General features: G+C 71.3%; 19 protein-coding genes. 15 read left to right on the forward strand and 4 right to left on the reverse strand.

Going from position 1 to position 20,427, the window contains the following annotated elements; genetic code table 11:
• Positions 1 to 26: 26 nt before the first annotated feature.
• Entirely contained in the window at positions 27 to 605 is a 579-nt protein-coding gene (locus OG736_RS16285; protein ID WP_142264321.1) for a biotin transporter BioY, read from the reverse strand.
• 288 nt (positions 606 to 893) lie between these two features.
• Here OG736_RS16285 and OG736_RS47275 point away from each other — a divergent pair, with 288 nt between their 5' ends.
• The 13 genes from OG736_RS47275 to OG736_RS16345 all read left to right on the forward strand — a co-directional run bounded on the left by OG736_RS47275 (position 894) and on the right by OG736_RS16345 (position 14,460).
• The gene (locus OG736_RS47275; protein ID WP_351008479.1) at positions 894 to 980 is read left to right on the forward strand and encodes a putative leader peptide; all 87 of its coding nucleotides are present in this window, start codon (positions 894 to 896) and stop codon (positions 978 to 980) included.
• 85 nt (positions 981 to 1,065) lie between these two features.
• On the forward strand, positions 1,066 to 2,295 hold the full coding sequence (locus OG736_RS16290) for an ROK family transcriptional regulator (protein WP_327183086.1): 1,230 nt from the start codon (positions 1,066 to 1,068) through the stop codon (positions 2,293 to 2,295).
• Positions 2,296 to 2,580: 285 nt separating this feature from the next.
• Complete coding sequence (locus tag OG736_RS16295) at positions 2,581 to 3,648, forward strand: ABC transporter substrate-binding protein (protein ID WP_327183087.1); 1,068 nt, start codon at positions 2,581 to 2,583, stop codon at positions 3,646 to 3,648.
• Between the two features lie 5 nt (positions 3,649 to 3,653).
• Positions 3,654 to 4,541 (forward strand): ABC transporter permease, encoded by an 888-nt coding sequence (locus tag OG736_RS16300; RefSeq protein WP_327183088.1) that lies wholly within the window; start codon positions 3,654 to 3,656, stop codon positions 4,539 to 4,541.
• Complete coding sequence (locus tag OG736_RS16305; RefSeq protein ID WP_020127844.1) at positions 4,517 to 5,254, forward strand: ABC transporter ATP-binding protein; 738 nt, start codon at positions 4,517 to 4,519, stop codon at positions 5,252 to 5,254. The genes OG736_RS16300 and OG736_RS16305 overlap by 25 nt, the downstream gene beginning before the upstream one ends.
• Complete coding sequence (locus tag OG736_RS16310) at positions 5,251 to 6,609, forward strand: LLM class flavin-dependent oxidoreductase (RefSeq protein WP_327183089.1); 1,359 nt, start codon at positions 5,251 to 5,253, stop codon at positions 6,607 to 6,609. The genes OG736_RS16305 and OG736_RS16310 overlap by 4 nt, the downstream gene beginning before the upstream one ends.
• A 23-nt stretch (positions 6,610 to 6,632) precedes the next feature.
• Entirely contained in the window at positions 6,633 to 7,526 is an 894-nt protein-coding gene (locus tag OG736_RS16315; protein WP_327183090.1) for a TauD/TfdA dioxygenase family protein, read from the forward strand.
• 113 nt (positions 7,527 to 7,639) lie between these two features.
• Positions 7,640 to 9,031: an amino acid permease gene (locus OG736_RS16320; RefSeq protein ID WP_327183091.1), complete on the forward strand. Its 1,392-nt coding sequence runs from the start codon at positions 7,640 to 7,642 to the stop codon at positions 9,029 to 9,031.
• Between the two features lie 167 nt (positions 9,032 to 9,198).
• Positions 9,199 to 9,840 (forward strand): superoxide dismutase, encoded by a 642-nt coding sequence (locus OG736_RS16325; RefSeq protein ID WP_327183092.1) that lies wholly within the window; start codon positions 9,199 to 9,201, stop codon positions 9,838 to 9,840.
• 175 nt (positions 9,841 to 10,015) lie between these two features.
• On the forward strand, positions 10,016 to 10,258 hold the full coding sequence (locus OG736_RS16330) for a hypothetical protein (RefSeq protein ID WP_327183093.1): 243 nt from the start codon (positions 10,016 to 10,018) through the stop codon (positions 10,256 to 10,258).
• Between the two features lie 118 nt (positions 10,259 to 10,376).
• Positions 10,377 to 12,617, forward strand: a complete 2,241-nt coding sequence (locus OG736_RS16335; RefSeq protein WP_327183094.1) for an MMPL family transporter — start codon at positions 10,377 to 10,379, stop codon at positions 12,615 to 12,617.
• A 5-nt stretch (positions 12,618 to 12,622) separates the two neighbouring features.
• Positions 12,623 to 13,822, forward strand: a complete 1,200-nt coding sequence (locus tag OG736_RS16340; RefSeq protein WP_327183095.1) for a sensor histidine kinase — start codon at positions 12,623 to 12,625, stop codon at positions 13,820 to 13,822.
• Positions 13,819 to 14,460, forward strand: coding sequence for a response regulator (locus tag OG736_RS16345; RefSeq protein WP_327183096.1), 642 nt, complete (start codon positions 13,819 to 13,821; stop codon positions 14,458 to 14,460). Before OG736_RS16340 ends, OG736_RS16345 begins: the two co-directional genes overlap by 4 nt.
• Positions 14,461 to 14,490: 30 nt before the next feature.
• Here the strand turns inward: OG736_RS16345 and OG736_RS16350 are convergent, their stop codons facing one another.
• Complete coding sequence (locus tag OG736_RS16350; protein WP_327183097.1) at positions 14,491 to 15,264, reverse strand: SAM-dependent methyltransferase; 774 nt, start codon at positions 15,262 to 15,264, stop codon at positions 14,491 to 14,493.
• Between the two features lie 46 nt (positions 15,265 to 15,310).
• Positions 15,311 to 15,955: a mycothiol-dependent nitroreductase Rv2466c family protein gene (locus OG736_RS16355; RefSeq protein WP_327183098.1), complete on the reverse strand. Its 645-nt coding sequence runs from the start codon at positions 15,953 to 15,955 to the stop codon at positions 15,311 to 15,313.
• A 150-nt stretch (positions 15,956 to 16,105) separates the two neighbouring features.
• Between OG736_RS16355 and pepN the strand changes: the two genes are divergently transcribed.
• Complete coding sequence (pepN, locus tag OG736_RS16360; RefSeq protein ID WP_327183099.1) at positions 16,106 to 18,676, forward strand: aminopeptidase N; 2,571 nt, start codon at positions 16,106 to 16,108, stop codon at positions 18,674 to 18,676.
• 229 nt (positions 18,677 to 18,905) lie between these two features.
• The gene (locus OG736_RS16365) at positions 18,906 to 19,973 is read left to right on the forward strand and encodes a hypothetical protein (protein WP_327183100.1); all 1,068 of its coding nucleotides are present in this window, start codon (positions 18,906 to 18,908) and stop codon (positions 19,971 to 19,973) included.
• A 65-nt stretch (positions 19,974 to 20,038) separates the two neighbouring features.
• Here OG736_RS16365 and OG736_RS16370 read toward each other — a convergent pair whose 3' ends face one another.
• Complete coding sequence (locus tag OG736_RS16370) at positions 20,039 to 20,416, reverse strand: MerR family transcriptional regulator (RefSeq protein ID WP_327183101.1); 378 nt, start codon at positions 20,414 to 20,416, stop codon at positions 20,039 to 20,041.
• Positions 20,417 to 20,427: the final 11 nt, after the last annotated feature.

The following is a 20,427-nucleotide window of genomic DNA, read 5'->3' on the forward strand; positions in this document are numbered from 1 at the left end:
ACCCCTTCGTCATCGCCTGAGGGCGGTTACTCCTTGACGAGCTTCCAGGCGGTCGGGAGCAGGCCCATCGCCAGGGCCGCCTTGACGGCGTCGCCGATCAGGAACGGCGTGAGGCCGGCCGCGATCGCGGCGGAGGCGCTCATGTCGGCGGCGTAGGCCAGGTACGGGACGCCGACGAGGTAGATGATCGCCTCGCCCAGCAGCATCGTGCCGGCCATGCGCAGCACGGAGCGGTCGGCGCCCCGGCGGGCCAGGGCGCCCACGGCGGCGGTCGCAAGGATCATGCCGAGGATGTAGCCGAAGGAGACGGAGACGCCCGAACTGCCGTTCGCGAACCACGGCACACCGGCGAGACCGGCCACCGCGTAGACGGCGAGGGAGGAGACCCCGCGGCGGACGCCGAGCGTGGTGCCGACGAGCAGCGCGGCGAAGGTCTGGCCGGTCACCGGGACCGGGGAACCGGGGACCGGAACCGCGATCTGGGCCGCGAGGCCGGTCAGCGCGGCACCGCCGAGCACGAGCGCGATGTCCCGGACACGGGAAGCGGGGAGGAGGTCGGCGAGGACCTTTCCGGGACGAGCGGGGGTGACGGCGGCGGTGCTCATGGGGACTCCGCGAGATCGGGACGGACGGGACACGGCGACGCTATCCCAGGGCGGTCGAGGCGATCACCGTCCGCGGTCGACAAACGGTCGAACCGGAGGTTGGTGGGCTCCTGACAAAGGTTGGGGGTTACACGCGGTACGAGGTGACCCTGGTCACTGAGGTGGAGTGGTCCGGGATACGAGGGTGCCCCGAGCGGTCTCTGTAGGGTTTCGCCAATCGCACGGCGGGCCGTCTCGCCCGTCGGTCGCCATCTGGGCAGGGCCGAGCCCCTTTGCTAGCTTCGAGCCATGGTTGCCCAGGCCCTGAACTTCTCGTCGCGTCGCCATGTCGACCTGCGACGCGTGAGCGCGGCCGCCTGTCGCCCTCCGGTGTGAGGCGGGCGGAGCCGATCATCCGGCGCGCCGCGCTCCACAGACGGCGCAGTGTCGGACCGGCTCCCGACTTCCGAGGAAGTTCCCCATGCCCCGTACCGCGGCTCCTCCCGCCCCGCCCTCTCCCGTCACCCGGGTCGCCGACAGCGACCGGCGGCGTACCAGTGCCAGTGTGATCCTGCGGTCCGTGCTGGAGCACGGGCCGGTCGCGCGCTCCACGATCGCCCGGCTCACCGGGCTGTCCCCCGCTTCCGTCACCGATCACTGTGCCCGGCTCACCGGGCTCGGGCTGCTTCGGGAGGCGGCGGTGCCCCGGCGCAGCAACGGGGTGGGCAGGCCGCACGTTCCCGTGGATCTGGACGACTCGCGGTTCGTGGTGGGCGGGGTCCATGTGGCGGTGCCTTACACGACCGTGTCGCTGCTGGATCTGCGCGGCCGGGTGGTGGCACGGCGGGAGTTGAAGCATCGGGGCCGGCTCGAACCGTCCGGGGTGCTGGCGCGGGCCGCCGACGGGCTCGGCGCGCTGCTGGCGGAGGCCCCCGGCTGCCGGGCCCTCGGGGTGGGGGTCGCCGTGGGCGGCTGGGTGGATCGCGATTCGGGGACCGTCGTCGAGCATCCGCTGCTGGGGTGGCGGGACGTGCCGGTGCGGGAGACGGTCGGCGCGCACACCGGGCTGCCGGTCCAGGTGGACGGACACGCCCGCGCGTTGGTCAACGCGGAGCGGCTGTTCGGGCAGGCGCGCGGCGACCTGAGCGTGCTCCATCTGTTCGTCGGCAACGTGGTCGACGCGGCGTTCGCCACGAACGACGAGGTGCACCACGGGCCGCGCTCGCAGGCGGGCGCCATCGCGCATCTGCCGTTGGCCGGTGGCACGGAGTCCTGCGCGTGCGGCCGGGTCGGCTGCCTCCAGGTGGAGCTGAGCGAGCGGACGTTGTGCCGGCGGGCCCGGCAGGCCGGGGTGATCGACGGGGTGAACCCGATGCACGTGGTCGCCGCGGCGGACGCCGGGAACCCGGTGGCCGTACGGCTGTTGCGGGAGCGGGCGCGGATGGTGGGCCGGGCCGCCGGGCTGCTGCTGGACGTGCTCAATCCGGAGCGGGTCGTCGTCACCGAGGTGGGCGTGCTGTTCCGGGAGGACTGCCTCGCCGCGCTGCGGGACGAGGTCGGGGCGGGGCGATCCGCCGCCGTGTCGCCGAGCAGCTTCCCCGACTCCGTGCTGGCCGTGGCGGGCGGGGCGGTGGCGCTGGACGTGCTCTACCGGGATCCGCTGGCCTCGCCCTGGCCTCGTCCCGCGGGCGTCCCACCTGAGCCGAGTTAATTCAGAAACTCCGAATGTTGACAGGCCCCACACGTGGACAGGAACATCTTTCTCATGAGCTGTCGCACCTTCTGTTGCTGACGCCCCGGCGCGCCGGGAGCGCGCCCTTCTCCTGCCTTTAGCCGCAGGATTCGTTTCGGTCTTGTTGCAGATTCCTTGCGGATCTCCTGCGGATTTCTTGTGGATTCCTCTCGATTCCCGCAGGCCCTTGCGGCCTCTGCCACACCCGCTTTCCTCCGCCGGCTTCCGCCTGCCTTGTCTCCGTTTTCCCCTGGGGGTTCTCCCGTGCCTGTTTCCCGTACGCCCGGTGTCGACCGGCGTCTCTTCCTCGCCTCCCTGCTGGGCGCCGCCGCCGGTGTCGCCGGGCTCAGCGGCTGCGCCGAGAGCAGTGCCGCCACCGGTGGCGAGGGCGCCTCCACGGCCCCGCTCGCCGACAAGGTGCCCGCCGGCACGAGCCTGAAGATCGCCTCCTTCCAGGGCGCGCAGCAGTTGCAGCTGAAGCTGGCCAAGCTGCCCGAACTGCCCTTCGCGGTGTCGAGCTGGCTGAACATCGGGGCCGGTCCCGACGTCATCAACGCCTTCCGCGCGAAGTCCCTGGACGTCGCCAACAACGCGGGCATTCCGCCGATCCAGGCGCATTACCAGGGCTTCGACGCGAAAATCGTCGCGATCAACATCACCCGCAAGCCGAACTACGTCTTCGCCACCAAGCCGGGCAGCGACATCGAGTCCGTCGACGACTTCCGCGGAAAGAAGCTGGCGTTCTCGCAGGGGCAGGCGCAGGGCGTCGTCCTGCTGCGGGCGCTGAAGAAGGCCGGCCTCAAGTACGACGACGTGAAGCTGGTCCCGCTGACCAGCAACCAGTTCCTCACCGCGCTTCAGTCGGGCCAGGTGGACATCGCCCCGCTCGGCAACACCCAGTCGCCCGCCTACCTCAAGCAGTACGAGTCCAAGGGCGCCCGCATCATCACCACCGACGTCGTCGACCTGCTCAGCCTGCTGTGGGCGCCGGTGTCCGTGCTGAACGACAAGGCGAAGGCCGCCGCCGTCGCCGCGTACATCCCGCAGTGGGCGCAGGGCCTGGTGTGGAGCTACGAGAACCCGGACGTCTGGAACGAGGAGTTCTACGTCAAGACGCAGAACCTGACCCTCGACCAGGCCAAGTCGATCACCGCGCTCGCCAACAAGCCTCTGTTCCCGCCGAGTTGGGACGAGGCCATCAAGTGGGAACAGGAGACCGCGGACCTCCTCGCGGAGGGCGGCTTCGTGAAGAAGTTCGACGTCTCCTCGCTGTTCGACCACCGCTTCGAGGGCATCGCCGCCAAGTCCGTGGCAGCCGAGTACCGGAGTTGACCGCCATGACCACCAGCGCAAGCACGAGCACGACCACCAACGACACGACCACGACCACGGTCCCCGCCGTCGCCGTCGCCGCCGACGACGGGTCTCGGGTCCGCCGCCGACAACGACGCCGCGGCCTGGCTCCCGGCAAACCGTGGCCCGCCTCCCGGCTCGTCGGACCCCTGCTGCTCATCGTCCTGTGGGCCGCCGCCTCGGCCGCCGGGCAGCTGGACACCGGGGCGATCCCCGCACCCTGGACGGTGCTGAGGACCGGCGTGAACCTGTGGACCGACGGGACGCTCACCACCGACGTCCTCACCTCGCTGGAGCGCGCCGCCTACGGCTTCTCGATCGGCCTGACCGCCGGGGTGACACTCGCGCTGGCCTCGGGGCTGACCCGGTCCGGGGAGGCCCTGATCGACGGGACGGTGCAGCTCAACCGGGCGATCCCGACCCTCGGTCTGATCCCGCTGTTCATCCTCTGGCTGGGCATCGGCGAGACCTTCAAGATCGCGATCATCGCCATCGTCGTCTACATCCCGATCTACCTCAACACGCATGCCGCGCTGTCCGGCATCGACCACCGGTTCGTCGAACTCGCCGAGGTGCAGGGCCTGTCGAAGGTCCAGTTCATCCGGCAGATCGTGATCCCCGGCGCCCTGCCCGGATTCTTCGTGGGACTCCGGCTCGGGGTGACCGGCTCCTGGCTGGGACTGGTGGTCCTGGAGCAGATCAACGCCACCAGCGGCCTCGGTTACATGATGTTCCAGGCCCAGAACTACGGCCAGTCGGACGTCATCCTCGTCGGCCTCCTCATCTACGGCGTCTTCGGTCTCCTCTCCGACACCGCGGTCCGTCTCATCGAACGGAGGGTGCTGTCGTGGCGCCGCACACTGAGCAGCTGACCCGCTCCGCCGCCGTCCAACTGCGCGGCCTGACACGGTCGTTCGAGGCCCGCACGGTCCTCGACGGCATCGATCTCGACATCCCCGCCGGCCAGTTCGTGGCCCTCCTCGGGCACAGCGGGTCCGGCAAGAGCACCCTGCTGCGGGCGGTCGCCCACCTCGACCACGAGGTCGTCGGCAGCGGGCAGCTCACGGCCCCGGAGCGGGTGTCGGTGGTCTTCCAGGACTCCCGGCTGCTGCCCTGGCGGCGGGTGCTGGACAACGTACTGCTGGGTCTTGACGGCAAGGAGGCGGAGCAGAAGGGCCGCGAGGCCCTCGCCGAGGTGGGCCTGAAGGGCCGCGAGCGGGCCTGGCCCAACGAGCTGTCCGGCGGTGAGGCACAGCGAGCCGCACTGGCCCGCTCACTGGTCCGCGAACCCGAACTCCTCCTCGCGGACGAGCCGTTCGGGGCGCTGGACGCCCTCACCCGGATCAAGATGCACACCCTGCTGCGCGAGCTGTGGGAGCGCCACCGGCCTTCCGTGCTGCTCGTCACCCACGACGTGGACGAGGCGATCGTGCTCGCCGACCGGGTCCTCGTCCTCGACCACGGCCGTATCGGCCTCGACCTGACCATCGACCGCCCGCACCCGCGCTCGTACCGGGACCCGCTGCTCGGCGAGTACCGCGAACGGCTGCTCGCCGCCCTGGGCGTCACGGAGGACCACAAGTGACCACGGCTCACCCCGGACGACAGCTCCACCTGAACGCGTTCCTGATGAACACCGGCCACCACGAGGCGTCCTGGCGACTCCCGGAGAGCGACCCGTACGCCCACGTGGAGCTGGACCACTACGTCCACCTGGCCCGGATCGCCGAACGCGGCACCTTCGACTCCCTGTTCCTCGCCGACGGCCCGCAGCTCTGGGGCACCATCGCCCAACGCCCGGCCGGCGCCCTGGAACCGCTCACGCTGCTGACCGCGCTGGCGACGGCCACCCGGCACATCGGCCTCATCGCCACCGCCTCCACCTCCTACAACTCCCCCTACAACCTGGCCCGTAAGTTCGCCTCGCTCGACATCATCAGCGGCGGCCGGGCGGGCTGGAACATCGTCACCACCGCCGGCGCCGAGGCCGCCCGCAACTTCGGTCTGGACGCCGAGCCCGCTCACGCCGAGCGCTACGCCCGGGCCGGCGAGTTCCTCGACGTGGCCCTGAAGCTCTGGGACAGCTGGGAGGACGACGCGATCCTCGCCGACAAGGCGGCCGGAGTCTGGGGCGACGACGCGAAGGTCCACCCGCCCCGGCACCGGGGGACGTACTTCAGCGTCGAAGGCGCCCTCAACGTCCCGCGGTCCCCGCAGGGTTACCCGCTGCTGGTGCAGGCCGGGTCGAGCGAGGACGGCAAGGCGTTCGCGGCCCGGTACGCGGAGGCGGTGTTCACCGCCCAGCAGACGCTCGCCGACGCGCAGGCCTTCTACGCCGACCTCAAGTCCCGTACCCGGCAGGCCGGCCGGGATCCCGAGCACATCAAGGTGCTGCCCGGGATCGTCCCGGTGATCGGCTCGACGGAGGCCGAGGCACGCGGATACGAGCAGGTCCTGGAGGACCACATCGTGCACACGCACGGCGTCCAGCGGCTGGAGCAGCTGCTCCAGCTGGAGCCGGGCACTCTGGAGCTGGACGCCGAGCTGCCCGCCGATCTGCCGCCGGAGAGCGCGATCGAGGGCGCCAAGAGCCGCTACACGCTCGTGGTGGAGCTGGCCCGGCGCGAGCGCCTCACCGTGCGGCAGCTGATCGGGCGGCTCGGCGGCGGGCGCGGGCACCTCACCTTCGCGGGCACGCCCGAGCAGGTCGCCGACGCGATCGAGAGCTGGTTCACCCAGGGCGCCGCCGACGGGTTCAACATCATGCCCGCGGTGCTGCCCTCGGGTCTGGACGCCTTCGTGGACCACGTGGTGCCGATCCTGCGCGCCCGCGGCCTGCTGCGCACGGAGTACGGCCCGCGCACGACGCTGCGGGAGAGGTACGGCCTCCCGCGCCCCGCCAACCAGTACGTGAACGCTCCCGCACCCGTCCTCGTCTGACCCTCGCCCGAAAGGAACCTCCCATGAGCATCGAGATCCGCAAGGTCACCGCGCACATCGGCGCCCAGGTCTCCGGCGTCGACATCGCGAAGCCCCTCGACGAGGAGACCTCCACCGCCCTGCGCGAGGCGCTCAACGTCCACAAGGCCCTGGTCTTCGACGACGTGAACCTGGACGACGCGGGCCAGCAGGCCTTCGTCCGTCACTTCGGCGACCTCACCACCGCCCACCCGACCGTGCCGGCGATCGACGGCTCCCCGAACGTGCTGCCGGTCGACAGCGAGCGCGGCCGCGCCGCCAACCACTGGCACACGGACGTCACCTTCGTCCTCAACCCGCCGCAGGCCAGCACCCTGCGCAGCCTGGTCCTCCCGCCGTACGGCGGCGAGACCCTGATCACCAGCTCGGCGGCGGCCTACCGTCAGCTGCCGGAGCCGCTCCGGCAGCTCGCCGACACCCTGTGGGCCGAGCACACCAACGACTACGACTACGCGGTGCCGGAGGAGACGGTCGACGAGGCGCAGGCCGCCGCGCGCGCCCAGTTCACCTCGATCAAGTACCGCACGGTCCACCCGGTGGTCCGCGTGCACCCGCTGACCGGGGAGCGCGGACTGTTCATCGGCGGGTTCGCGCAGCGCATCGTGGGCCTGTCGCCGGCCGAGTCCCGCAAGATCCTCGACCTGCTCCAGTCGTACGTCACCCGGCCGGAGAACATCCTGCGCCACCGCTGGTCGGAGAACCAGCTGGTCCTGTTCGACAACCGGATCACCCAGCACTACGCGGTCGACAACTACGACGGCCGGCCCCGCCGGCTGCACCGCGTGACGGTCGCGGGTGACATCCCGGTCGGCATCGACGGCAAGGAGAGCTACTCGATCGAGGGCGACGCCGCGCACTACACCTCCGTAGCGGCCTAGACACACCGCGTATCCGGTCCGTCCGGATGGTGGGCAGCCCCTCCGCCGGCGCGGAGGGGCTGCCCAGACTGTGGGCGTTTTTGCCCATCTCACGCATTGGACGAGCCGCGCCCATGCCCAGCAGCACCACCGTCGGGACTCCACCGGAGCCGGACGTCACCCTGTCCCACGGCCTCAAACAGCGCCATCTGTCGATGATCGCCCTCGGTGGCGTCATCGGCGCCGGTCTCTTCGTCGGCTCGGGCGCGGGCATCGCCGCCGCCGGTCCGTCGATCGTCCTCGCCTACGCCCTCTCCGGCCTGCTCGTGATGCTGGTGATGCGGATGCTGGGCGAGATGTCGGCCGCGTATCCCTCGTCGGGCTCGTTCTCCGCGCACGCCGAGCGGGCCTTCGGTCCCTGGGCGGGCTTCACCGTGGGGTGGGCCTTCTGGGTCCTGCTGTGCACGGCCGTCGGCCTGGAGGGCATCGGCGCCGCGAAGATCGTCACGGGCTGGCTGCCGGGCACACCCGAGTGGGCCTGGGTGGCGCTGTTCATGCTCCTGTTCTGCGGCGCGAACCTGGCCGCCGTGAAGAACTTCGGCGAGTTCGAGTTCTGGTTCGCGGCCCTGAAGGTCGGCGCGATCACCCTGTTCCTGGTGCTGGGTGTGCTGGCCGTCGCCGGTGTCCTGCCGGGCACGGACTCCCCGGGGACCTCCCATCTGGGCGAACTCCTCCCGCACGGCAGTCAGGGCCTGGTCGTCGGCCTGCTCGCGTCCGTCTTCGCGTACGGCGGCCTGGAGACGGTCACCATCGCCGCCGCCGAGTCGGAGGACCCGGTCCGGGGCGTGGCGAGCGCGGTCCGTACGGCGATGTGGCGCATCGCGCTGTTCTACGTCGGCTCCATGGCGGTCATCGTCACGCTCGTCCCCTGGGACGCGAAGGCGGTCGTCGAGCAGGGCCCCTACGTCGCCGCTCTCGACCGTCTCGGCATCCCGGGGGCCGGCCAGGTCATGAACGTGGTGGTGCTGGCCGCGCTGCTCAGCGCCATGAACGCCAACGTCTACGGCTCCTCGCGCATCGCGTACTCGCTGGTGGAGCGGGGCCACGGCCCGAAGGAGCTGGGCCGGGTGTCGGGCGGCGCGCCCCGGGTCGCGGTGCTCGTCTCCTGCGTCTTCGGCTTCGGCTGCGTGCTGCTCAGCTACTGGCGTCCGGACGACGTGTTCCCCTGGCTGCTGAACATGATCGGTGCGGTGATCCTGGTCGTCTGGATCTTCATCGCGTGCTCCCAGCTGCGGCTGCGCGGGCGTCTGGAGCGGGAGGCGCCCGAGCGGCTGGTCGTCCGGATGTGGGCGTTCCCGGTGCTCACCTGGGTCGCGCTGGCGGGGATGGCGGCGATCTTCGTCCTGATGGCGCGGGAGCCCGGCACCCGGGTGCAGCTGTACTGGTCGGGCGGGATGACGGCTTTCCTGGCGGCCGTCGGGTACGCCTGGCAGCGTCAGCGGGAGCACGGGCGGGCCACGGACTGACCTGCCCACCCCTCACCCTCTCCCCATCGGCCCATCGGCCCTCACGCGAAAGACGCGTGGGGGCCTTTTCGTTGCCGCCACGCCCGACGCGCTTGCCCGAATCCCCCTTCTTGTTGCTAGCCTGCACTTGCAAGTAACTTGCAATAAGAGGTTCGAGGGGACCCCGCATGCCCGTCTACACGCTGCCCGAACTGCCCTACGACTACTCCGCGCTCGCACCCGTGATCAGCCCGGAGATCATCGAGCTGCACCACGACAAGCACCACGCGGCCTATGTGAAGGGCGCCAACGACACGCTGGAGCAGCTGGCGGAGGCGCGGGACAAGGAGCAGTGGGCGGCCCTGAACGGCCTGGAGAAGAATCTGGCCTTCCACCTCTCCGGCCACATCCTGCACAGCATCTACTGGGCCAACATGACCGGTGACGGCGGCGGTGAGCCCCTCGCTGCGGACGGCGTCGGCGACCTCGCGGACGCGATCACCGAGTCCTTCGGCTCGTTCGCCGGCTTCAAGGCCCAGCTGACCAAGGCGTCCGCGACGACGCAGGGTTCCGGCTGGGGCGTCCTCGCCTACGAGCCGCTCAGCGGCCGGCTCATCGTCGAGCAGGTCTACGACCACCAGGGCAACGTCGGCCAGGGTTCCGTGCCGATCCTCGTCTTCGACGCCTGGGAGCACGCCTTCTACCTCCAGTACAAGAACCAGAAGGTCGACTTCATCGAGGCCATGTGGGCCGTCGTGAACTGGCAGGACGTGGCCCGGCGCCTCGACGCCGCGAAGTCCCGCGCGGACGTGCTGCTGCTCGCCCCCTGAGGCAGCGGTGAAGCGTCCTGCCTCGTGATCGTCTTCTCACCCTTCACGACGGCAGGCGGAGTGAAGGACCGGCCCCGCGAGGACATGACTCGCGGGGCCGGTCCCGTGCACGCCGTTCCCGTACGCCCGGGCGGGGGCTTCCCCCAGGGCGGTGTTCCGGGTGACAGTGGCCCGCATGGGTCTTCCGAAGAGGCGTTGCCCCAACTGCGGTGACACCGAACAGCACTTCCGGCACCTGCACGGCGCCGAGCGGGCCTTCGCCCTGACGCAGACGCAGGTGCTGGTGCACCGGGCGGATCTCGACAAGTACCGGCGCTGCACCCGCGAAGGCTGTGTGCGGGTGCAGTCCTACTTCAACTGGCGGTCCGGCTTCGATCTTCCGGAGGAGTTCCGGACGCCGCCGCAGACGGCCGCCTAGGAGATCCCCCGGCCCCGTCGGGGGTTCTCCCCACCCTCCGGGTCCACCGATCGGTGGACGGGAAGTTCAACCGGGCACCTCTGTCCGTCAACTGCCCCGGCCGGACAGGCTTTTGGGCATGAAATCACTCACTGTGCGCATGGCGCGTTCCAGCGCGCGGCACCCCTGGCGGGCGATCGTCGGCTGGCTTCTCTTCGTGGTGCTGTGCCTGGCGGCCGGCAGTGCCGTCGGGATGGACAGCGCGAGGACGGCCGACTACCGGGTCGGCGAGGCCGGCCGGGCCGAGGCCATGGCGGCCGAGGGACATCTGGAACGCAGGTCCGCCGAGCAGGTGCTGATCTCCGCGCGGTCGGGCGCCCTCGGCGCCGAGGCGGCCCGCGCCGCCGTGGACGACCTCACCACCCGGATGGAGCGGCTGCCCGAGGTCGCCGAGGTGGCCGCGCCGGTCCGCTCCGCCGACGGCCGGATCCTCATGGTCGAGGTGGCTCTGCGGGGCGAGGAGCGGGACGCCAAGGACAAGGTCGACGCGCTCACCGCGCAGACCACGGCCGTCCAGCGGGCCCACCCGGAGCTGCTGCTCCAGGAGACCGGCAGCCCCTCCATCAGCAAGGGCGTCGACGAACAGCGCGGTGACGACCTCGCGCTCTCCGAGAAGATCACCCTGCCGGTCACGCTGCTGACCCTGCTGGTCGTGTTCGGCTCGCTCACCATGGCCGCCGTGCCGCTGCTGCTCGCGCTGTCGTCGATCGCGGCGGCCGTCGGCCTGTCGATGGTGGCCTCGCACGTCTCCCCGGACACCGGGGTCGGCACGAACGTCATCCTGATGATCGGCCTCGCCGTCGGCGTCGACTACACGCTCTTCTATCTGAAGCGGGAACGCGAGGAGCGGGCCCGCTCCGGGGGGCGGCTGAGCTCGCAGGCCCTGGTCGAGCTGGCGGCCGCCACCTCGGGCCGGGCGGTGATGGTCTCCGGGTTCGCGGTCGTCGCCTCCACCGCCACGCTGTACCTGGCCTCGGACGTCATCTTCTCCTCGCTCGCCACCGGCACCGTGGTGGTCGTCCTGGTCGCGATGGCCAGCTCCCTGACGGCGCTCCCCGCGCTGCTGACGGTGCTGGGGAAGCGGGCGGAGCGCAGGGCCGCGCGCCGGGCGGAGCGGGGCAGGCCCGTCCGCCGTCCCCGCGGCGGAAGCGGCGGGAGGGGCGGAAGCGGCGAGAGGGAGAGGCGTGAGAGCGGCGGCCGGGTCTGGACCGCGCTGCTGCGCCCCGCCGCCCGGCACCCCCTCGCCACCCTCGGTGTCTCCGTCCTCGCCCTGCTCGCCCTCGTCGTCCCGCTGGCAGGCCTGCACATCACGGAGATGAGCCGGGACACCCACTCCCGCGAGATCCCCGCCATGCGGGTGTACGACCGGCTGAACGAGGCGTTCCCGCAGCACCGGGTCACCCACCAGGTGGTCGTGCGCGCCGAGGCAGCACGGGCCGCCGAGGTCGCCGAGGCACTGGACGCACTGGCCCGGCTCTCGGACGCCGACCCCCTGTTCACCGGCGCACCCCGGCTCCGCACCTCCGCGGACCACCGCGTCAGCACCCTCGAACTGCGCGTGCCGTACCTCGGCGACTCCGACCAGGCCTACGACTCGCTCGACCACCTGCGCCACGACTACCTGCCCGCCACCGTCGGCCGGATCGCCGGCGCCGAGTACGGCGTCAGCGGTGACGTGGCCCGGTACACCGACTATCCGGCGCACCAGAACGGCAGACTGCCGCTCGTCCTCGCGGCGTTGCTGCTGGTGACCTTCCTGATGACGCTGTACGCGTTCCGTTCCGTCGTCCTCGGGCTGATCGGCGTGGTGCTGAACCTGCTGTCGGCGGCGGCCGCGCTCGGGCTGCTGGTCCTCGTCTTCCAGCACACCTGGGCCGAGGGGCTGCTGGACTTCCGCTCCACCGGCTCGATCGGGTCGCGCGTCCCGCTGTTCCTGTTCGTGATCCTCTTCGGACTCTCCATGGACTACCAGGTGTTCGTCGTCAGCAGGATCCGGGAGGCCGTGCTCGCGGGCACCCCGACCCGGCAGGCGGTGCTCGACGGGGTCCGCCGGTCGGCGAGCGTGGTGACCAGCGCGGCGGTCGTGATGACGACGGTGTTCGTGAGCTTCGTCTTCCTCCACATCATCGAGATGAAGCAGATCGGGTTCGTGCTCGCGGCGGCCGTCCTGCTGGACGCCTTCGTCGTACGCGTCCTGATCCTGCCGTCGGCGATGCTGCTGCTGGGCGAGTGGAGCTGGTGGCCGGCGCGGCCGGACCGGGGGACGGCGGGGCCGCGGGCCCAAGTGCCTCCCGGGCGCCCGGTGGTCGACGTACGTTGATCGGTATGACCGCTCTCGCCGGGCCCTCCGCCGACGCCTTCTGGGCCGCCTCCCTGCGCCGCTGGAACGCGGTGTGCTGGGTGCTGTTCGCGGCGATGGCCGTCGGGATCGCCGCCCTGGGCCGGCCAGGCGGGGGCATGTACGAGGCGCTCGCGCTGCTGGGCAGCGTGGTGCTGTGCTACGCGATCCTCGACCGCTTCCCGGACAACCCCGTGGTGCGGCCGCACGGCTATCTCACGGTGCTGGTGCTCGCGCTCGGCGGGCTGGCGTATCTGCGGACCAGCTACGCGGCGCTGTTCATGGTGACGCTGCCCCACTACTGGATGTTCGGGCGGACCCCGAGGATCTCGATGGTGTTCCTGGGGCTCGCCACCGCCTCGACACTGCTGGGCAGCTGGCTTCTGCAGGGCTGGTCGGCGGAGTTCCTCGGCGAGACGGCCGTGTCCACCCTCATCGTCGTCGCGGTGGGGGTGCTGATCGGGCTGTGGGCGCACTCGGTGGTCGCGCAGAGCACCGAACGGGCGCGGCTCATCGAGGAGTTGGAGCGGACCCAGGCGCAGCTCTCCGCGGCGCACCAGCGGCAGGGCGCGGCCGACGAACGGGAGCGGCTGGCGCGCGAGATCCACGACACCCTCGCGCAGGGCTTCGCGTCGATCGTGGTGCTGGCGGAGGCGGCCCGGGCCGGGATGGCGGCCGATCCGGGGCGCAGCGCCCAGCAGTTGCGGTCGATCGAGTCGACGGCCCGCGAGAACCTGGCGGAGGCACGGGAGTTGGTGGGCTCGGGCGGGCAGGCGGGCGCCGCGGTGGCGGCCTCCGCGGCGCCGGCGCTACGGCGGGTCCTGGACCGTTTCGTCGAGGACACCGGGCTCACCGTGGCCGCCGACCTGGCGGACCTCGACTGCGACCAGCGGACCCGTATCGCGCTGCTGCGCTGCACCCAGGAGTCCCTGGCCAATGTGCGCAAGCACGCCCGGGCCTCCACGGTCGGGGTGGTGCTGGCCCGGCGGCCCTACGGGGTGGAGCTGGAGATCACCGACGACGGCGCCGGGTTCGTGGTGGAGGAGTCGAGGGGCTTCGGACTGGACGGGATGCGCAAGCGGGTGTCGGAACTGGGCGGACGGCTGACGGTGACCAGCTCGGTCGGGGACGGGACGCGGATCCTGGCGTCGATCCCCCTGGCCCAGGGCACGGAGGGAACGGCATGAGCGAGGTGACGGCGCTGCGGGTCGTCGTGGTCGACGACCACACCGTGATGCGGGCCGGGGTGGTGGCCCTGCTGGCCGGTGAGGACGGCATCGAGATCGTCGGAGAGGCGGGCGACGGCCGTGCCGCCCTCGACCTCGTCGAGCGGCACGACCCCGACGTGGCTCTGGTCGATCTGCGGATGCCGGTACTCGACGGGGTCACCACGACGACCGAGATCGTCGCCCGCCATCCGCGCACCCGGGTGCTGATCCTGACGACGTACGACACGGACGCGGACATCGAGCGCGGGGTGGAGGCCGGCGCCATCGGCTATCTGCTGAAGGACACCACGCGCGAGCAGCTCGTCGACGCGATCCGTGCGGCGGCGCGCGGGGAGACGGTGCTCGCGCCCCGGGTGGCGGAAAAGCTGGTGGCCCGGCTGCGGCGCCCGGTCCAGGAGGCGCTGACCGCCCGGGAGACGGACGTCCTCGGCGCGGTCGCCGACGGGCTGACCAACGCCGAGATCGGCCGGCGTCTCGTGATCTCGGAGGCGACCGTCAAGACCCATCTGCTGCGCCTGTTCGCCAAGCTCGACGTGAACGACCGGACCCGGGCGGTGGTGGTGGCCATGGAGCGGGGGCTGTTGCGCCGGCCATGACTCAGGGCTTGCGGCCCACGCCGCCCTGACTCAGGGCTTGCGACCCACGCCGCCGTGCTGGCCGATCGGCAGCGGAGGCGTTCCGTCCGGGCGCCACATCGGGACGGACACCACGCCCGGTGGCACCAGTTCGAGCCCTTCGAAGTAGCCCTCGATCTGCTCGATTGGACGCAGGAAGTACGGGACGGCCCCCGTCTCGTTGTAGGCGTCCTGGGCCTGCTCGTAGGCGAGGTCGGTGCCACGGGAGCCGTCGTTGACGCAGAGGAAGCTGCCCGAGGGCAGGCCGGCCAGCAGGGCGCGGACGAGGTCGCGGGCGCGGTCGTAGCCGTCGACGTGGCCGAGGATGCCGCTGAGGATCAGGGCGGTGGGGCGGGTGAGGTCGAGGGTCCGGCTCGCCGCTTCGAGGATGCGCGCGGGCTCGAAGAGGTTCAGGTCCTCGTAGGCGGTGACGCCCTCGGGGGTGGAGGTGAGCAGGGCGCGGGCGTGGGCGAGGACCAGGGGGTCGTTGTCGACGTAGACGATCCGCGACTCGGGGGCGAGGCGCTGGGCGACCTCGTGGGTGTTGTCGACGGTGGGCAGCCCGGTGCCGACGTCCAGGAACTGGCGGATGCCCGCCTCCTCGACCAGGTAACGGATGCTGCGGCCGAGGAAGGCCCGGCTGCTGCGGGCGATGGTGACGATGCCGGGGAAGACGGCGGTGTAGGCGTCGCCGGCCTCCTCGTCCACCGGGTAGTTGTCCTTGCCGCCCAGCCAGTAGTTCCAGATGCGGGCCGAGTGCGGTACCGAGGTGTCGATCTCCGTCATGGGTCCATGGTGCCCCGCGAGTGATGCTCGCGGGGCACCACTGCCGTCACAGGTTGCTGAAGTCCGGGCCCTTGGTCCGGGAGCGCTTGATCTCGTAGAAGCCGGGGACCGAGGCGACGGCGAGGGTGCCGTCCCAGAGGCGGGCGGCTTCCTCGCCCTTCGGCGCGGGGGTGACCACGGGACCGAAGAAGGCGATCTGCTCACCGTCGGGGCCGGGAACGGCGATGACGGGGGTGCCGACGTCCTGGCCGACCTTCCCGATGCCCTCCTTGTGGGAGGCGCGCAGCTGGGCGTCGAACTCGAAGTCCGACTGCTCGGCGTACTCGATCAGGGACGCGGGCAGACCGACGTCCTTGAGCGCGCCGGCGATGGCCTCCACGGTCGGGCCCTCGCCGTTGTTGTGGATGCGGGTGCCGAGCGCGGTGTAAAGGGGGCCGAGGACGTCGGCGCCGTGCAGCTGCCAGGCGGCGGTGACCACGCGCACCGGCTGCCAGGCCTTGACCGCGAGCATCTCGCGGTACTCCTCGGGCAGCTCGTCGAGCTTGTTCTCGTTGAGGACGGCGAGGCTCATGATGTGCCAGCGGACCTCGATGTCACGGACCTTCTCCACTTCCAGCACCCACCGGGAGGTCATCCAGGCCCACGGGCAGAGCGGGTCGAACCAGAAGTCGACGGGGGTCTTCTCCGACATGTCTCTCCTCGAGCAATCCTCATGAGATAAGCCTTTCCCCCCTGAACACCGGCGTCCGTGCCGCACATTCCCTGCTGACCCGCGTCAGGGGCGCGTGGCAGGATCACTCCTGTCCGAAAGCCCATGCTCAAGCACTGAGGGAGTACCGCCGTGCCCGGTGAGAACCTGTCCCGCGACGAGGCCCGGGAGCGGGCCGCCCTGCTGTCCGTCGACGGGTACGACGTGTCCCTCGACATCCGGTCGGCGGTCGGCGACCGGACCGGGGACGAGCCTCGCACCTTCCGGTCGGTCACCACGATCCGCTTCCGCAGCAGCGAGCCCGGCGCGTCGAGCTTCGTGGACCTGATCGCGCCGAGTGTGACGTCCGTCTCCCTCAACGGCCGCGACCTCGACCCCGGTGAGGTCTTCGACGGCGCCCGGATCCTGCTGGAGGACCTTGCCGCGGAGAACGAGCTGGTCGTCGACGCCCGGTGCGCCTACTCCCGCACCGGCGAGGGCCTGCACCGCTTCGTCGACCCGGAGGACGGCGAGGTGTACCTGTACACCCAGTACGAGCCGGCCGACGCCCGCCGGGTCTTCGCGGGCTTCGAGCAGCCCGACCTCAAGGCCCCGTTCCGCTTCGAGGTGCGGGCGCCCGAGGAGTGGGTGGTGTGGAGCAACGGCGTCGGCGAGCGCACCGACGGGGTGTGGCGCTTCGCGGAGACGAAGCCGATCTCGACGTACATCACCTGTGTCGTGGCCGGCCCGTACCACTATGTGACGGACACGTACACGCGCGACCTGGGTGACGGTACGACGCTGGAGATCCCCCTCGGCGCGATGTGCCGCAAGGGTCTGGCGCCCCACTTCGACTCCGCGGACGTCTTCCTCGTCACCAAGCAGGGTCTGGACTTCTTCCACGACCACTTCGACTACCCGTACCCGTTCGGCAAGTACGACCAGGCGTTCGTGCCCGAGTACAACCTCGGCGCGATGGAGAACCCGGGTCTGGTGACCTTCCGCGAGGAGTACATCTTCCGGGGCAAGGTGACGCAGGCGTCGTACGAGGCGCGGGCGAACGTCATCCTGCACGAGATGGCGCACATGTGGTTCGGCGACCTGGTCACCATGGTGTGGTGGGACGACCTGTGGCTGAAGGAGTCCTTCGCCGACTTCATGGGCACGTTCGCGAACGTCGGCGCGACCCGCTTCACCGACGCCTGGATCACCTTCGCCAACCGCCGCAAGGCGTGGGCCTACCGCGCGGACCAGCTGCCCTCCACCCACCCGATCACCGCCGACATCCGCGACCTCCAGGACGCGAAGCTGAACTTCGACGGCATCACGTACGCCAAGGGCGCCTCGGTGCTGAAGCAACTGGTGGCGTACGTCGGCCAGGACGCGTTCCTCGAGGGCGCGCGGCGCTACTTCAAGCGGCACGCGTACGGCAACACGCGCCTCGGTGACCTGCTGTCGGTGCTCGCCGAGACCAGCGGCCGGGACATGGGCGGCTGGGCGCGGTCCTGGCTCCAGACGGCGGGCGTGAACTCGCTGACCCCGCAGGTGCTGCTGGACCCGCAGGGCCGGATCGACGAGCTGGCGGTGGTCCAGGAGGCCGCCGAGGCGTACCCCGAACTGCGGCCGCACCGGGTGGCGATCGGCCTGTACCGCCGCGAGGACGGACACCTCGTGCGGTACGCGCGCGCCGAGACGGACGTCGACGGTCCGCGGACGGTCGTGACGGAGCTGGCGGGCGCCGAGGCCCCGGAGCTGGTGCTGGTCAACGACGACGACCTGACGTACTGCAAGATCCGCTTCGACGAGACCTCGCTGGCCACGCTGCGCGAGCACCTGGGTTCGATGACCGACCCGCTGGCCCGCGCCCTGTGCTGGTCGGCGCTGTGGAACCTGACCCGGGACGCGCTGCTGCCCGCGGCCGACTTCGTGGACCTGGTGACGCGGTTCGGGCACCACGAGTCCGACATCGGCGTCCTGCAGATGCTGCACGCGTGGGCGGAGTCGGCGCTGGTCCACTACGCGCCGCGGTCCTGGCGGCGGACGGGCGAGGAGCTGCTGGCCGACACCGCGCTGCGGAATCTGCGGGCGGCGGGGCCGGGCAGCGAGCACCAGCTGGCCTGGGCGCGCTTCTTCGCGACGGTGGCCTCCTCCGACTCCGACTTCGAGCTGCTCCGGGGCCTGCTGGACGGCACGGCGAAGATCGACGGCCTGGAGGTGGACCAGGAGCTGCGCTGGGTGTTCGTGGAGCCGCTGGTCGCGCACGGGTACGCCGACGAGAAGGCGCTGGCGGCCGAACTGGCCCGTGACGACACGGCGTCCGGCAAGCGGCATCAGGTCCGCTGCCTCGCGGCCCGCCCGTCGGCGGCGGTGAAGGCGCAGGCGTGGGCGCAGCTGGTGGAGTCGGACTCGCTGTCCAACGCGCTGGTGGAGGCGACGATCGCGGGATTCGACCGGCCCTCGCAGCGCGAACTGCTCGTGCCGTACGCGGAGAAGTACTTCGCGTCGATCGAGCGGATCTGGGCCGAGCGGTCGATCCAGATCGCGATGACCGTCGTCAAGGGCCTGTTCCCGTCGCTCCAGGACTCCCCCCGGACGCTGGAGGCGACGGACGCGTGGCTCGCGGCGCACGAGTCGGCCGCCCCGGCGCTGCGCCGGCTGGTGCTGGAGGCGCGCGACGACCTGGCGCGGTCGCTGCGGGCACAGGCGGCCGGCGCGCAGGCCTGAACCGACCGAGCGCTCCGGCCTTGAGCTTTGGCCATGAATTCCGCTGACGGTCACCGTTACGGAATTCAGGCAATCCGACCCGTAACCCCTGGCTCCTTCATTCGGGACCAGGGGTTTTCGGCGCCTCATCGGCATCCGAACACCCGTCCTTTAGGGCGAGCTTGTCCGGATTTGTCGACGGGCGTGTAACAGCGGTTAGGAGACCGGCCGGACGCGGAATCCCCGTTGCATGAACCACCACAACACCCCGCTCCCCCAGGTTCCCTCGGCGTCCCCCCGCCCCGTCCGCCACCTGTCGGACGTACAGCGCCGCGTCACGACGGCGGGCCGGCTCCGCTCGCAGGGCGTCGCCGTGGCCGACGCCAACGAGCAGTGCCGTCCCGGCGGCCCCTGGCAGCAGCTCCTCCCCGGCGTGTACCTGCTCCACCCGGGCCCGCCGACCAGCGAGGAGCGCCTGCACGCGGTGCTGATGTACGCGGGCCGCGACACGGCGACGCCGCCGCCCGCGGTGCCGACCCAACCGGGCGCCGGCGACCCGCACCGGCCGGTGTACAAGGAGGCGATGATCACCGGGCTGGCGGCCCTGAACCTGCACGGGCTCTCGTCCGCTCCCCCGCTGCTGTCCCTGGAGCACATCGACGTCCTGGTCCCGCGGCTGCGCCGGCTGCGCTCGACGGGCTGCGCCCACGTCGTCCGTACGGGCTCGCTGCCGACCCCCGAGCAGGCCACGGGAGTTCCGGTGGCGCCGGTGCCCCGCGCGCTGGCCGACGCGGTGGCCCGGCTGACGGACGCGGGAGTGGTGCAGCGGCTGCTGTCGGAGGCGGTACGCGGGGGCCACTGCGAACCGGCTTCGGTGGTGCGGGAGTTGAACAACGCCAAGCTGCTGGGCCGCCCGCACGTGGTGGACGCGGTGGACTCGCTGCTCGCGGAGGGACGCGCGTTCGCTGAGGACCGGCTGTACACGATGGTGCGCGACTACGGCCTTCCCGACCCGGTGTGGAACGTGGACCTGCGCCTGCCGGGCGGACCCCACCTGGGCGGTCTGGACGCGTACTGGCCGGAGCAGGCGGTGGCGGTCGAACTGGACACCCGGGCGCCGCGGCAGGACGAGGACGCCCTCTGGTCGGAATACGCCCGCAAGCGCGAGCATCTGGAGCGGCTCGGCATCACGGTCGTCTACATCACGCCGAAGAAGCTGAGGAACGCGATGGAACAGCAGGCGGCGGTGGTCCGCACGGCGTTGATGGCGTCGGGCGACAGGGACCCGGCCGCGTATGTCGTGGTACTGCCCCGGTAGGGACGGACCGGGGCGGGCCAGGAGGGGAGAGGAGGGGCCGCCGGGTGTGACCCGGCGGCCCCTCCTCATGCCGTCACGCCGTCATGCCGTCCCGCCGCGCGCAGCGGGCAGCCGGTGCCGACGCGGTCGGCGAGTTCGGCGCGGAGGGCGGCGAGTTCGGCCATGCGGGCGTCGACGACCTGGATCTTCTGCTCGAAGAGGGCGGAGAGGGCGTCCGCGGAGTCGGGAGCCTCGCGCAGTTCCTCGCCGTGCCGGGCGATCTCCGCGAGGGTGAACCCCAGGGTCTGCGCGGTACGGACGTAGGCCAGCCACTCCACGGTCTCCGGCGCGAAGTCGCGGTACCCGTTGGACAGTCGGCGGCCCTCGACGAGGCCGACCCGCTCGTAGAAGCGGATGGTGTCCCGGGTGGTGCCGGTGCGGGCAGCCAGCTCTCCGATTCTCATGCGGGAGCCTC

The sequence above is a fragment of the Streptomyces sp. NBC_01334 genome (assembly GCF_035983595.1).
Taxonomy (GTDB): domain Bacteria; phylum Actinomycetota; class Actinomycetes; order Streptomycetales; family Streptomycetaceae; genus Streptomyces; species Streptomyces coriariae.